At 63.8% G+C, this 14,365-nt stretch carries 11 protein-coding genes and 1 pseudogene; 4 read left to right on the top strand and 8 right to left on the bottom strand.

What is annotated here, in order from left to right; genetic code table 11:
- Positions 1-38: 38 nt before the first annotated feature.
- The gene (gene edd / locus M653_RS0119230) at positions 39-1,862 is read left to right on the top strand and encodes a phosphogluconate dehydratase (protein WP_027144795.1); all 1,824 of its coding nucleotides are present in this window, start codon (positions 39-41) and stop codon (positions 1,860-1,862) included.
- A 67-nt stretch (positions 1,863-1,929) separates the two neighbouring features.
- On the opposite strand, the gene M653_RS0119225 is transcribed toward edd, so the two are convergent.
- From M653_RS0119225 to M653_RS0119210, 4 genes are all read right to left on the bottom strand, one after another.
- Entirely contained in the window at positions 1,930-3,582 is a 1,653-nt protein-coding gene (locus M653_RS0119225) for a VWA domain-containing protein (protein WP_027144794.1), read from the bottom strand.
- 109 nt (positions 3,583-3,691) lie between these two features.
- Positions 3,692-4,690, bottom strand: a complete 999-nt coding sequence (locus M653_RS0119220) for a GlxA family transcriptional regulator (protein ID WP_032922464.1) — start codon at positions 4,688-4,690, stop codon at positions 3,692-3,694.
- A gap of 28 nt (positions 4,691-4,718) precedes the next feature.
- Complete coding sequence (folD, locus tag M653_RS0119215; protein WP_027144793.1) at positions 4,719-5,618, bottom strand: bifunctional methylenetetrahydrofolate dehydrogenase/methenyltetrahydrofolate cyclohydrolase FolD; 900 nt, start codon at positions 5,616-5,618, stop codon at positions 4,719-4,721.
- A gap of 183 nt (positions 5,619-5,801) precedes the next feature.
- Positions 5,802-6,812 carry a hypothetical protein gene (locus tag M653_RS0119210; protein ID WP_027144792.1) on the bottom strand — a complete coding sequence of 337 codons (1,011 nt, stop codon included), beginning with the start codon at positions 6,810-6,812 and terminating at the stop codon, positions 5,802-5,804.
- A gap of 163 nt (positions 6,813-6,975) precedes the next feature.
- Here M653_RS0119210 and M653_RS1000000137775 point away from each other — a divergent pair.
- A pseudogene (locus M653_RS1000000137775) lies at positions 6,976-7,119 on the top strand (O-antigen ligase family protein); the annotation flags it as partial.
- 94 nt (positions 7,120-7,213) lie between these two features.
- The gene (proC, locus tag M653_RS0119205) at positions 7,214-8,029 is read left to right on the top strand and encodes a pyrroline-5-carboxylate reductase (RefSeq protein WP_027144791.1); all 816 of its coding nucleotides are present in this window, start codon (positions 7,214-7,216) and stop codon (positions 8,027-8,029) included.
- Positions 8,030-8,079: 50 nt separating this feature from the next.
- Here proC and M653_RS01000000133035 read toward each other — a convergent pair whose 3' ends face one another.
- From M653_RS01000000133035 to M653_RS0119190, 4 genes are all read right to left on the bottom strand, one after another.
- Positions 8,080-8,319, bottom strand: a complete 240-nt coding sequence (locus M653_RS01000000133035) for a type II toxin-antitoxin system VapB family antitoxin (protein ID WP_032935608.1) — start codon at positions 8,317-8,319, stop codon at positions 8,080-8,082.
- Positions 8,320-8,336: 17 nt separating this feature from the next.
- The gene (locus M653_RS0119200) at positions 8,337-9,650 is read right to left on the bottom strand and encodes an NAD(P)H-dependent oxidoreductase (protein ID WP_027144790.1); all 1,314 of its coding nucleotides are present in this window, start codon (positions 9,648-9,650) and stop codon (positions 8,337-8,339) included.
- Between the two features lie 168 nt (positions 9,651-9,818).
- Positions 9,819-11,207 carry a multicopper oxidase family protein gene (locus M653_RS0119195; RefSeq protein ID WP_032935623.1) on the bottom strand — a complete coding sequence of 463 codons (1,389 nt, stop codon included), beginning with the start codon at positions 11,205-11,207 and terminating at the stop codon, positions 9,819-9,821.
- A gap of 135 nt (positions 11,208-11,342) precedes the next feature.
- Complete coding sequence (locus M653_RS0119190; RefSeq protein ID WP_027144788.1) at positions 11,343-13,004, bottom strand: DUF882 domain-containing protein; 1,662 nt, start codon at positions 13,002-13,004, stop codon at positions 11,343-11,345.
- A 1,160-nt stretch (positions 13,005-14,164) separates the two neighbouring features.
- Here M653_RS0119190 and M653_RS0119185 point away from each other — a divergent pair.
- Positions 14,165-14,365, top strand: a 201-nt coding sequence (locus M653_RS0119185; protein WP_027144787.1) for an IS5/IS1182 family transposase, incomplete at its 3' end; no start/stop codon positions are given.

Genomic DNA, 14,365 nt, shown 5'->3' with positions numbered 1-14,365 from the left:
GGATGTTTCCGGGACCTCGGCTGAAAGGACCTGATGCCATGACCGCAAGACGCGATATCGAAGCCATCACCGAGCGGATACGCCAGCGCTCCAAACCGGGCCGAGAGCGCTACCTGAGCCGTATCGCCGAAGCGTCGAACCAGACCGCCAACCGGTCGGTGCTGTCCTGCGGCAATCTTGCCCATGGCTTCGCGGTGTGCAGCCCCTCGGAAAAGCTGGCGCTCGGCGCCGACAAGGTGCCCAATCTCGGCATCATCACCTCCTACAACGACATGCTGTCGGCGCATCAGCCCTTCGAGACCTTCCCCGCCCTGATCAAGCAGGCCGCGCACGAGGCCGGAGGCATCGCCCAGGTCGCAGGCGGCGTGCCGGCGATGTGCGATGGCGTGACACAAGGCCAGCCCGGCATGGAGCTGTCACTGTTTTCGCGCGACGTGATCGCCATGGCAGCTGCGATCGGCCTGTCGCACAACATGTTCGACGCCGCCGTCTATCTGGGCGTCTGCGACAAGATCGTGCCGGGACTGGTGATCGCCGCACTCACCTTCGGCCATCTGCCGGCGGTGTTCATCCCGGCCGGGCCGATGACGACAGGTCTGCCCAACGACGAGAAGGCCAAGGTTCGCCAGCTCTATGCAGAAGGCAAGGCAGGTCGCGCCGAACTCTTGGAAGCCGAGTCCAAGTCTTACCATGGGCCGGGCACCTGCACCTTCTACGGCACGGCGAACTCCAACCAGATGCTGATGGAGATCATGGGCCTGCACACGCCGGGCGCGTCCTTCGTCAATCCAGGCACGCCGCTGCGTGATGCCTTGACCCGCGAAGCGACGAAGCGGGCGCTGGCGATCACCGCACTCGGCAACGCCTATACGCCTGTCGGCCGGATGATCGACGAACGCTCGTTCGTCAACGGCGTCGTCGGCCTGCACGCCACCGGCGGCTCGACCAACCACACCATCCACCTGATCGCCATGGCGGCGGCCGCCGGCATCGCGCTGACCTGGCAGGACATTTCCGATCTCTCGGAAGCGGTGCCGCTGCTCGCGCGCGTCTATCCGAACGGCCTTGCCGACGTGAACCATTTCCACGCGGCGGGCGGGCTCGGCTTCCTGATCCGCGAACTGCTCGACGAAGGTGTCCTGCACGAGGATGTGCAGACGGTGTGGGGCGAAGGCCTGCGGCCCTATGCGGTCGAGGCAAAGCTCGGCGCCGACGGCGGCGTGCTGCGCGAGGCTTCGCCGCGCATAAGCGGCGACGAAAAGGTGCTGGCGCCGTTCAACAAGGCGTTCCAGCCGACGGGCGGGCTGAAAGTGCTGGTGGGCAATCTCGGCCACGCTGTCATCAAGACCTCCGCCGTCAAGCCGGAGCGGCGCGTCATCGAGGCGCCGGCCAAGGTGTTCGATAGCCAGCGGGGGCTGAACGACGCCTTCAAGGCCGGCACGCTCACCGGTGATTTCATCGCCGTCATCCGCTTCCAGGGGCCGAAGGCGAACGGCATGCCGGAACTGCACAAGCTGACCACCGTGCTTGGCATCCTGCAGGACCGCGGCCAGCGTGTCGCGCTGGTCACGGACGGACGCATGTCGGGCGCCTCCGGCAAGGTGCCGGCGGCGATCCATGTGACGCCGGAAGCGGTCGAAGAAGGACCGATCGCGCGGATCCATGACGGCGACGTCATCCGCCTCGACGCCGATGCCGGCACGCTGGAGGTGCTGGTGCCAGGGACCGAGCTCGCGCTGCGCCGCACAGCCGAAGCCGACCTGATCGGCAACGAGTTTGGCTTCGGCCGCGAGCTGTTCGCCGGTTTCCGCCAATTGGTAGGGCGTGCCGACCACGGCGCCGGTGCGTTCGGAACCGCCTGACGCATTCTGTACGGCATGAAAAAGGGCGGCTCGTGGCCGCCCTTTTTGCTGGTCGAAATCGCGATCCTTATGGCACCGTCAATTCAACCCGCTCGCCAGCCTTCACGGTCACGGTGCCTTCCTTCTTGCTGTTGTCCGACTTCTCCGAGACTACCGCGTAGTCGCCCGCCGCTATCGCGGCCTGATACTTCTCGTCATAGGCGTAGCCGATCGACTTGCGATTGCCATTGATGTCCTTCTTCGTCTCGAAAATCTCGATCTTGGAGGTGCCGGGCGCCGTGACAGCCAGCACGCCGGCATCCATGGCGACCTTGAGGTCCTGGAACTCGCCGACCTTGACGCTGAAAGGCTGTTCCACGACCGCGAGGTCAACCGTCGCGATCAACACATAGTCATCCGGCGGCAGGTCGAACTTGCTGTCGGGGCCATAGGCATACGTGACCTCGTCGCGGGTGCCATCGATCTTCTTCTTGGCCTTGAGCACCTTGAAGCCGATGCCTGAACCATCGGCCTTGTCGCCTCCGGCCGCATAATATGCGTTGGCAAGGACATGGCCGACGCCGACGATAATGTCCTTGTCGATCACCCTGCCGGCAGCGAGCGGAATCGTTTCGGTGACCACGCCCTGTCCGATCGTGACGGTCACTTTCTCGTCGCCGGCCGGCAACACGACTTTCGCGTCTCCATAATAGGTCGGGGGGTTGCCGACGCCCGGATAGGCGATCACGACAGCCGCCCCGCTCACGACATCCGCACCTTGGCTGGGACGCGGATGCAGGATAAGCGTGCCGGCATTCAAGGTGAACAGCGGCTTGTAGACCTGGCCTGCCTCGATCTTGATCTTCTGTTCGACCTTGGCCTCGCCGTCGCGCGCGACGATGATGTAGTCGCCCGGTTCCAGATTGGCTTTGTAGTCGCCGTATTCGGTGGTGATGTTGTCGCCGCGCGTGCCGTCCGATTTGGCCTTATAGATTTCCCAGGCATTGCCGTCGGTGACGGGATCGCCGCCCTCGGCCAGCACCACGGTCGGCATGAAATTGAACTCGGACTTCGCCGGCTCAGGCGCTGGTGCCGGTGCTGGCCCGGGCGCTGGTGCCGGGGCCGCCACAGTCTCGACCAGCGCTTCCTGCAGCGCCTTCTCGTCGGATGCCTGGATGTATTTGCCGCCGGTGTTGTCGGCGAGGCAGGCGATCTGCTTGCCTTCGTCGGCGGTCAGGCCGAAGCCGACGACATCGGCGGTGAAATCGACGCCGGAGGCTTCGAGTTCCTTGCCGAGCGCACAAGGATCGCCGCCGCAGGTTTCGAGCCCATCGGTGATGAGGACGACGGTCGCCTTGTCCTCGGTGTATCTCAGCGCTTCGGCCGCCTGCTTGACGGCTGCCGTCAGCGGCGTCTTGCCGAGGAACTTCATACTGTCGGCGGCCGCCGAGATGGCGCTTGCCGAGCCCGCCTGAGGCGGCACGATAAGCTGGATGTCGTCGCAGCTGCCTTTCTCGCGATGACCATAGGCCATGAAGCCGATCTCGTCGGCGGCGGGAACCGATTGAAGCACGGTCCTCAGCGATTCGCGGGCGATTTCGAGCTTGGGCTTGCCATCGATCTGCGCCCACATCGATCCCGACGCGTCGAGGATGATGATGACCTTGTTGGCGGCAAAGCCGAATGTCGTCGTCGACAAAAGGAGGATCGCCGCAGCGAAGCTCCGCGCAAGTATCGCCATCGAAATCTCCTGAATAGCCACCCCGTCCGCCGGCTGAAGCTATTTGAGCGCGTGCCGGGACACAAGCCACTGCTGTCAACGAAGCTCGCATAGGCCCTGCGTACTTAATTCAGTATGTGGTGCGGCGCTCTTCCGAGGGCGGGCGGCCAAATTGCAGCCGATAACTCTGGGCAAAATAGGAATGCGAGGTGAAGCCGGTCGCGATCGCCACGTCGAGGATCGGCATGTTGGTCTGACGCAGCAATTCGCGAGCCCGCTCCAGCCGAAGCCGCATATAGTAGCGCCCGGGCGTGACGTTGAGATGGCGCAGGAACAGCCGCTCCACCTGGCGCACCGAAAGGCCCGCCGACTTGGCGAGCTGTACCGCCGACAGCGGCTCGTCGAGATGGTCGGCCATCAGTTCGACGATGCGCCTGAGCTTCTCCGACTTGCCCGTCAGGTCACGCTCCGGCCCGACGCGCTGGCGGTCTCCGGCGGAGCGGATGCGCTCGTGCTGAAATTGGTTGGCGACGCCATTGGCGAGGTTGGAGCCGAAATCGCCGCGCACGATCTCCAGCATCAGGTCGATAGAGGTGGTGCCGCCGGCGCAGGTGTAGCGCTTGCGGTCGATCTCGAAGACATTGCCCGTGCAGTTGATGTCGGGAAAGCGCTCGACGAAGCCGGCGCGGTTTTCCCAATGGATGGTGCAGCGATAGCCTTCGAGCTGGCCGGCCTCGGCCAGCAGGTAGGATCCGACCGACAAGGCACCCAGCGCGTTGCCGCGCCGGCCCCAGCTGCGCAAGGCCGCCAGAACCTTGCTCTTGCCCGGAAATTCCGTCGTCAGGCCGACCGAGACGAAGAGTATGTCGACCGGCGGCAGATCGGCGACGGCGTAGTCGATCTTGAGCGGCAGGCCGTTGGAGGCCATCACCGGATCGCCATCGGCGGACACCGTAGTCCAACCGTAGAAATCGCGACCGAGCAGGCGGTTTGCCGACCGGAACGTGTCGATCGCGGCGGCCAGCGAGAACATGGAGAACTTGTCGACCAGCAGGAAAGCGAACTGCCGGCCTCCTTGAACGGGATCATTCGTGACCGGCCGTTCCGGGGAAATAGTGGGATTCGGCAAAGCTGCGGCTTTCAGGGTCAACCCGGGCTCAGAAGGAAGGCCGCTTCAATCCGGCCGCAAGGTAGGCCGAAGCTAACGTATTGGCCATCAGCATGGCAATGGTCATCGGCCCGACACCGCCGGGCACCGGGGTAATCGCGCCCGCCGCCTTGGCCGCGTCGGCATAGGCGACATCGCCGACGAGACGCGACTTGCCTTCGCCCTTCTCGGGCGCGGGAATGCGGTTGATGCCGACATCGATGACGGTGGCGCCAGGCTTGACCCAATCACCCCTGATCATTTCCGGCCGGCCAACGGCGGCGACAAGAATGTCGGCCGTGCGGGCAAGCGCCGGCAGGTCCTTGGTGCGGCTGTGGGCGATGGTGACGGTGCAGTTGGCGGCAAGCAGCAGATTGGCCATCGGCTTGCCAACGATGTTGGAGCGGCCGACGACGACCGCGTTGAGGCCGGACAGGTCCTTGCCGCGCACGCGCTCGATCAGGAGCATAGAGCCGGCGGGCGTGCAGGGAACGAACGCCGTGTCGAGTTCGCCGGTGCCGAGCTTGCCTACATTGATGAAATGGAAGCCGTCGACATCTTTCTGCGGCGCGATGGCCTGGATGATCTTGCCGGCATCGACATGGGCGGGCAGCGGAAGCTGGACCAGGATACCGTTGATGGCCGGGTCGGCGTTGAGCTCGGCGATGAGCTTGAGCAGTGCCGCCTCCGACGTCTCGACCGGCAGCGTGTGCTGAAGCGAGTGAAAGCCGCATTCCTTGGCGGTGCGGGATTTGGAGGCGACATAGACCTGGCTCGCCGGATCCTCGCCGACGATGACCACGGCCAGACCTGGCTTGGCCTTGCCCTTGGCAACCAGCTCGGCGGTCAGCGCCTTGACCGATCGCACCACGTCTTCGGCAACGCTCTTTCCGTCAATCACTTCGGCCATGGGACCACCCTCAATGTCGTTCCGCCCAACGCCGCTTTCGAGAACACAATGCGGCGGCGCAGGCAATCTGCAGCGCGGCATTGTCACGAAAATACAAGCTCGCAATCCCGTCAAAGCGCCTTCCCATGCCGTTTACGCGAAACCGGCACGGTTTTGTTCGGCCTCCGCAACCTATCTGGTGGCTCAGAAGTAGCGGCGACGGGTGCGGCTTTCCGTGAGTTGGCGGACCGCTTCGTGGAATTCGCGCAGGCTGGCGCGAATCTCTTCGACCGATGGTTGTTCGCCACCCTCCTTGACCGGGATCGGCCTCGCATGCGGGACGGCTGGTGGCTGCGTCGGAGCGGGCGGCGGCGGGTACGGCATTTGCGCCGCATAGGGTCCCGCCGTGGCTTGCGTATGACCCGCCTGCGACCAGGGCTGCGCCGGAGGATAGCCCATCGGCTGCGCATAGGGGGAGGATGGCAAGGGCGGAGCTGGATGCAGTCCCCATTGCGGCATCAGGGGCGAGCGCGAGGGCGACGCCATTTGCCGCCCATACCCGGCCTCGGGGCCTGGCTGGAAAGGTAACTGCGAATAATCCAGGCCGGCCGCCTGCCGAGGTCCGAAACCAGGCTTCGGATACGTAGGGAATATCGGAACGTTGGCCGGCCGTCCGTGGTCGGCGAAGGCGGGTAGGCCGAACTCGCTGGACAGGTCGTCGGCTTCGGCCGACGGCTTGCGGGACATGGCCTTGCGCAATCTCGATATGAGTGCGCCGATCCTTCCGGGGCTTTCGTCCGTACCGCCATTGGAAGACGGGCCGGCTCTGCCCGTTGCGCGGGATCCGGTTGCATCATGAGCGCGACCCGCCGCTGGAGGTTCTTCCGGCGCCAACCTTGCGCGCGGCATATCGGGCGGCAGATCGCTGGTGCCGATCTGTCCCCGCGAACGCCAGGCGTCGTCGGCTTCAAACGGCTGCTCCTCGTCAGGGGGGAACCGCAAAGCCTCACCGGCGACAGACTGCGGCGGGCTCGCCTTCGTCTCGCGCCGGGAACGGGCCAGACGATGTCGGGTGGCGGCATCCTCGCGCCATGAGGGGTCCGCGCGGTCTCCTATCGACGCCAGCGACGCGTCGTCCTCGCCACGCAAGGCCTCGCCAAGCGCCAGCAAGGAGCGCTCGCGCTTCCAGTCCTCACGGTTTTTCCTGTCGACCATTGTCGTGGAGCTTTACTCTTTAGTCGCTTGGCGGCGGCGGTCGGCCATTCATTAAGCCACGCTAAACAGGCATGGGAAACAAAAGGTTAATTTGCGGAGGATGATGGCAGGAATTCACGCCATGGTTGCGGCAACTTTCAACACATCTGAAAGCTTCAGAACCGTGCTGATGGGCATCCCTGCCCTTTGCGTGGCGACTTATCTCATCGCACAGTTGTGCGACTACATGCGCATTCCGCTGCGCAAGGAGAACATCTATCTCGGCGATTGCTTCATCATGGTTGTGCTGTTCACCGCACTTAACGCCGATCGCGGTGCGCATGCCCGTCCAGCGGTCCTGAGAGGGCTTCCCCACCGATCCGCGAGCGTCTATGTCATGGCCTTTCCTAGGAGGGCTCTCGATGACGATCAGGCTTGTTCTCGCCGGCTGCGGCAATATGGGTTACGCCATGCTCTCGGGCTGGCTGAAGTCCGGCAAGCTTGCACCCTCGGCGGTTCTCGTGGTCGAGCCCAATGGAGACCTGCGCCAGCGCGCGGCGACTCTGGGCTGCGGCACGGCGGCGGAAGCCGGAGGTATTCCGGCGGATGCCGTGCCTGAACTCGTCGTCATCGCCGTGAAGCCGCAGGTGATCCGTGACGTCACCGCCGCCTACAAGCGCTTCGGCGACGGCCGCTCCACTTTTGTAAGCATCGCCGCCGGCACGCCCGTCGCTACCTTCGAGCAGGTCCTGGGCAACCGTGCGCCGATCGCGCGCTGCATGCCCAACACGCCGGCTGCCATCGGCAAGGGCATGATGGTGGTGTTTTCCAATCCCCTGGTTTCCGGAGACACCAAGCGTTTCGTCGCCGACCTCTTGTCGGCCAGCGGCGAAGTGACCACCATCGAGGACGAGGGCCTGATGGATGCGGTGACCGCCGTGTCCGGATCGGGTCCGGCCTACATCTTCCATTTCATCGAGGCGCTGACCGTTGCCGCCGAGAAGGCCGGGCTCCCGACGGCAACCGCCAAGCTGCTTGCCATGCAGACCGTCTACGGCGCCGCATCGCTCGCCGCCGAAAGCCGCGAGGATCCGGGTGTGCTGCGCCAGCAGGTGACCAGCCCCAACGGCACGACGGCGGCCGCGCTTGCCGTGCTGATGGGCGAGGACCGGCTGACAAACCTGCTCACGCAAGCGGTGGAAGCGGCGCGACTAAGGTCGATCGAACTGGGCAAGTAGGCTGTGGGTCCGGCGTCATCAGGGCGACTGCGGGTACCGATGCGACGACGTTATGGATTGCTCCACATCTCGTCGATTTCGTCCTTGCTCACAGCCCGGCCAAGGCCCGCTTTGGACCCGAGATCATCGGCAATGGCAGCTAGGCGTCCTGCAAGGGATGTTTGTTCTTGTTCTCTCACCAATTCATTTTCAAGCGCATCGATAACCGCTCTGGTCATAGAAACCTTGCGTCTTGCGGCAAGCTGAAAAGCTAACTCACGCGCACGTGGGTTGCTGATCCGAAGGTTCATGGGACCAACCTCTAACGTCAAGCTCCGTACAGCATCTCATCCTGTAGCCGGCGCAAGGCGAACAGTCCTGTCGTCTGGTCGGGCGCTGCATTGTCGGCGGTCAGCAACTCGCCTTTCCTGACCGGTTTCAGCACCTTGCCGCCCTCGAGCAGGCCGACCGGGACGGCGTGCTGGGCGCGGGCTTCGCCGACGGTCATGGTCCAGGAGCGATAGCAGGTTTCGCCGATCGCATCGAAGGTCTCGCCGACGGCGAGATCGCGCTTGGCGACGGCGCAGACCTCGGCGACCGGCCTCGGCAGCGGCACCATGTCGGGCTTGCCGAACAGCACGATGCGGGCCGCTGTCAGCGGCACTTCCAACGAGGTCAGGTGATATGGTCGAAACAGGCTGTAATAGGGGCCATGGCCGATATGCAGGTCATCCATGCGCTCGATGATGCGCGGATGCGTCGCCTCGACGATGACGAAGACACCGGGCGCCACACCCTTGCCGATCGTGTAATCGACGACGCCCTTTTTCAGCAGGAGGCCACCGTCCTCGCGCGGGATCAGCACCTTGACGAGATCGTCGCGGTCGGCCTTGGGGCCATGCATGCCAGGCACATCGGGCACCAGTCCGGTCGCATTGGCGATGGCGCACATCTCGACCATGGTCTTGGAGCCGTCGACGAACTCGACCAGCATGCGCGGGTTCATGTTGCGGCGGGCCGCCTCGTCGCGATAGTCGTCGGGCACGGCATCATGGTTGAGCGGGTTGTTCTTGCCCTTGCCGGCCGAGACGATCGTCAGTCCGAGTGCGGACGCGAACTCGATCAGTTCCATACAGCTTGACGGCTCGTCGCCGGCGCCGACCGAATAGACGACGCCAAGCCGGTCGGCCTGCTGCTTGAGATAGCAGCCGATGGTGACGTCGGCCTCGACATTCATCATCACCAGATGCTTGCCGTGCTCCATCGCCATCAGGTCGAAATCGGCGGCAACGCCGGGTTTTCCCGTGGCGTCGATGACCACGTCGATCAGTGGATTGGTGACCAGCATCTGGTTCGAGGTGATGGCGATCCTGCCGCTTTCGATGGCGCCCGTGACTTTCGATGCAGTGTCGGCTTCGACCGCCATCGCCTCATCGCCATAGGCGATGCGGATGGCGTCACGCGCGGTGTGCGGGCGCCGGGTCGAGACGGCGCAGACCGCGATGCCCGGCATCAGCATGCCTTGCGTGACTAGGTCGGTGCCCATTTCGCCCGAGCCGATGACGCCGATGCGCACGGGGCGGCCCTCGGCGGCGCGTCTGGCGAGATCGCGGGCAAGTCCCGTCAAAGCGACATTGGTCATGCAGGGAATGTCCACAGCTTCTTGATTTGGGGCCGAATTAGCAGGGACTGGTCCCCTGTGCCAACGAAACCACTCGCAACCGGCGATTTCCAAGGGAATCGCCGGGAAAATCCGCATTCGCCGCGAATTATTGGCCCAGGGTTGCGAATTGACATTGTCGTGACCGCTTCAAACCACCCTGACGTAGCTCGTCATGCCTGATTTCTGATGCTCGATGATGTGGCAGTGCAGCAGCCAGTCGCCGGGATTGTCGGCGACGAAGCCCAGGCTCACCTTCTCATTGGGTTGGATGAGATAAGTGTCCGAAATCAGCGGCTGCACCGGACGCGTCGAGGATGACAGCACCTTGAAGCTCATGCCATGCAAATGCATCGGATGCGATTGCGGCGTCAGGTTCTCCATGTCGATGATGTAGCTTTTGCCGAGCTTCAGTTCGGCCAAAGGCGCGGTCGGATCGGGCGTATCGCCCGGCCACGGCACCTTGTTGATGGCCCAGAAACTGTAGCCGAGCGAGCCGCAGATGCCGTCGCTCGGGACGTTCTCCGCCGTGGCGCTAAGCGCCAGCGAAATATGCTGGGCGGTAGTGAGATCGACCTCGGCCACCGGATTGGCCTCCAGCGGTGCGAGATCGCGGCTGTCGAGTTTGAGGGAAGCTCCAACCGCGCGCAGCGTCGCCAAGGCTTTCGGCTTGGTGCCCCTGACGTCCCGCAAGGTCACAAGCGCGCCCTCGTCGTCGGGCATGCGGACAGCGAGTTCCAGACGCTGACCGGGTCCGATCAATAGGGCGTCTGGTGCAAAACGCCGCGGCACCGGGTTGCCGTCCAGCGCGATGACATCAGCTTGGGCGCCGTCGACGCGAAAGGCGTAGATTCGGGTGACATCGGTGATTGCAACGCGCAGCCGCACCAACCCGCCGGCCGGCGCTTCATATTGTGGCTGGTCGAGCCAGTTCGCCGTGCGCACCGTGCCGTAGGTGCCGGTCCTGGCCGCATCGCGCGGTCGGAACTGGTCGATGAACTGAGCGTCGTCGCCAAGGCGCCAGTCGCGCAGGTTGAGGACAAATTCGGCGTCGAATTTCGGATCGTTCGGGTTTTCGACCACGATCACACCGGTCAGGCCGTGCCCCATCTGCTCCAGAGTGTTGCAATGCGGATGATACCAGAAGGTGCCGGCGTCGGGCGGCGTGAAGGCATAGTCGAAATGGTCGCCGGTGTAGACGTAAGGCTGCACCAGGAAGGGCACGCCATCCATCTTGTTCGGCAGGCGAATGCCGTGCCAGTGGATGGTTGTCGGATCATCGATGGCGTTGACCAGGCGCGCGGCAAAAGGCTCGCCCTTTTTCATCCTGATCACCGGAGGCATGCCGGCGTTGCCGTAGGTCAGCACATCCCTGGTCTGGCCGACATCCATCAGATTGGCCTGGATTTTCGCGGTCCGCAGCACCACCGGTTCAGGCGTGGTCGCGGCCCAGCCGCCAATCCTGCCGATCGCGGCAAGCCCAAAACCGCTCGCGCCAGCGATGGCGGCGGTTTTGAGAAGTGCGCGGCGTGTGATCATGATGCGCTCCAACGGAAAAGCTGACTAGCCTCCACATCTTTTACCGTTCATAGCCGGACTGGTACCCGTTTGCCAACGACACCGGTCAGGACGGCGGCTTCTCGCTTGCCAGTGAACGGATGCGCTCAAGCTTTGTTATTTGAAGCTGGCGATAGGCAGGAATTTTACCGCCGAACCGGTGAAGCGGCGGTGGTCGGACGTCCGTCGTCGTGGCTGGAATCCATCGAGATAGACCTGCTCCGGCGCCGTGCGGATGAAATTGGCGGCGATGATGGTCGCCGTTGTCGAGCCGGTTCGGCCGGTGATGCGCCGACTTGTCTCAAGCGGCACAATGACGGCGGTGGCTTCGGGATCGAGACCTGGCTGGATGCGGTTGGCCTTGGGGCTGGTCCTGATACGATCTTCGGGTTTCGATGCGGGGAGTGCAACCCGCTGGCCGGCCAGCGGATCGAGACCGTCGTCGGCGTGATGCATGGCCAGCAAGGCACCGATTGCATCGACAGGTTTGGCCGCCGCCGGCTGACGCGCGGGGCCAGTCTGGCCTTCGGGTCGCCATGTCGGGACAGGGATGTCGAGCGCCAGCATGTCGGCACCAGTAACAGCGGGAGCGGCATTCATCTTGGCCAAGGGAGTTTCGGCTCCGGTCGCCGCCGGTTCAGCCGCCGTGGATGCGCTGGCTACGCCGAACGGCACGGTTTGCGGGGTTGGAATGCTGGCAGCGAGCCCGGCGCGCGGTGCGAAGGCGGGTACCGGCACCGTGCCGGGCGCCATCGCCATGACGATCGCTTCCGGCGTCTTCGCGGGCGTTTCTTCAGCCGGATCGGCGGAAGCCATCCGGATGTCCGCCCGCTGGGCCGCCTCCGGCGCCACGACAGCGATGCCCTGGCCGGCCGTCTTGGGTTCTCCGGCCGTCTTGGGTTCACCAGCCGTCTTGGGTTCACCGGCCATCTTGGGTTCAACGGACTTGGCCGAGTTGCGTGGCGCAGGCGCCACTTGCGCGGCATCGTCCGCTTCGTTCGCGCCGGGCCCACCCAAAAGCGTTGCCAGCAGACCACGCGCCGGCTTGCGCTGGCCGTTGTCGGCGCTTGCCAGCTCGATGCTGGGCGTGCCGGCGGCCTTGCGGGATTTGTAGGCGGCAAACGCCTGGTCGTAGCCAGGCAGCGGTCGGCCGTCGGTCGGCACATGCAGCGTATTGCCGTTCGGGAAGACCCTGGCCAGTTCCTGGCGGCTGATACCGGGCCAATGCCGCACATTGCCGACATCCATGTGTATGAACGGCGAACCGGAAGTCGGGTAATAGCCGACGCCGCCGCCCTGCATCTTCAGGCCGATGTCGCGCAGCTTTTTCAGCGGCACATCCGGCAGGAAGAAGTCCATGGCGCGGCCAACCATATGCTGGCTTTCCCGGGCCACCCCTTTCGAGCGGCCGCGCAGCATGGCGTTGGTCGCCGGCGAGCGATAAGCGCTGACCACATGGATGTAGGCTGTAGAGCCGCTGGCGCGGTAAGCCTGCCAGACCAGATCGAGCAGACGCGGATCCATCCTGGTCGGTTCGTTGCGGCGCCAGTCGCGCAGCATGAAATTGATCTTCTTCAGTCCCGCCTGATCGTAACGCCCGTTGCGCTTGAAGACGATCTCGGCCTTTTCGCTCGTATGGAGATGCTGAATTCGCAGAGAGCGCGTTTCGGCGAACGCATCGGTGATGCACATGCAGAAGAAAGCGACCATGAAGGCCGGCAACCGTGTCCACCAGCGGAAACCGCCGGACGCGTTCTGTTGGCTTTCAATCACGCTCATGCCTTGCACATCGTTCCTGTTTCGGGCGATTTGAGGTCTTCGCCGGATGCGGAGCCTTCTTTTCAGCACCCTCCCCGGCGATGGCTTGACCAGGCGAACAGGCAGCCATCCCACAACACGTCATGTCGAAGAACAGCATCTTGGTTAATGAATCGTGTCATGCCGAGCATGCGTTTCGACTGGAGATTGCCGAAGGCCCGCCTTTGGGGAAGCCACGTTGTCTTCCGGCTGAACGCGCCAACGGCAGATGCCATCGGACCGTAGCTGGCGGCTGCCGATTGGTATGGACAGACCTGAAATGCCAGCGTGACGGGTGGTTTCGAGCAGCGCCGCAAGGGCGCCTTCTCGTTAGACCACGTTGCCGACCGGATTCTCGGCCGGGGCAAGTAACAACCTCAACGATGCGTGGACATTCCTGGCACCTCGAGGGACAGCAGCGGGGAACGCAATCGCGACTGGAAGCCGGCTTTCGAGCAGCGCCATTTGAACGCTGGTCCTCTCCTGTCCCATTTCAGCACTAAGGTGCTGGTATCGTTCTTGCATCGGACAGATTGCCGGTTGATCCCGGCCCTGGTCGCATAATCTGATCAGGTTGTAGGCTCGCCGGGCCTGATGGCGGGGTCTCCGCCCGGCGAGTTCTACCCATATCGGCCGTGCCATTGACAGCGGCAGCGGCCCGACAGGCTGTCGAGGTGTGTTCGACCGACCGTCGGGCCTGACCGGCTTGGGGTTCTTGTTGGGGCCGGCGCGTCGACCGCCTCGGCGAAGCGGCTGGATGCGCTGGGACGTCGTCTAGGTGCCGCCAGCCGCGCCGCGACGCCGGGTCCCCGATCGCAGCATGGCTTAACCAGCCATCCGCAGACATCAGATCAGCGGGCGTGAACGGGCGGCCCAGCGGCGTGGGTGCTAGGGGGACTGGCAGCGTCAGGCCGCTGGGCCTAACCGGCGAGGCTTTGAGGAGCGGGCGGCACGCCGGCTGATTTAGAAATATACACTCCTGCTAATATATGCGGAACACATCAATACGAACGAAGGAAGCAGCAAAAGGTGGAGCATAGGCCGGTGGCGAAGTATGTCACTAGGACGTAGTGACGATTTAACGGGTTGGGATTCCCAAGGAAGGGCAAATCAGATTCAACGCTGATTTTTGGAGGTTAGCGATGGACTGCGATGCGCTTCGAGAGGATCAGTGGGAACGGATCAAGNGNTTTGTGCCTGGCGGTACGAAGGGCAAGCGCGGCCCGCGCACCGACAACCGGAAGTTCCTTGATGCCCTGCTGTGGATGGCCCGCTCGGGTGGGCGCTGGCGTGATCTACCCGAGCGGCTCGGCGACTATCGATCCGTGAAGCGGCGCTACTAT

The organism is Mesorhizobium sp. WSM3626, from assembly GCF_000513935.1.
GTDB classification, from domain to species: Bacteria; Pseudomonadota; Alphaproteobacteria; order Rhizobiales; family Rhizobiaceae; genus Mesorhizobium; species Mesorhizobium salmacidum.
The sequence above is the reverse complement of the archived record's forward strand: the minus strand, read 5'-3'. Positions and strand labels throughout refer to the sequence as shown.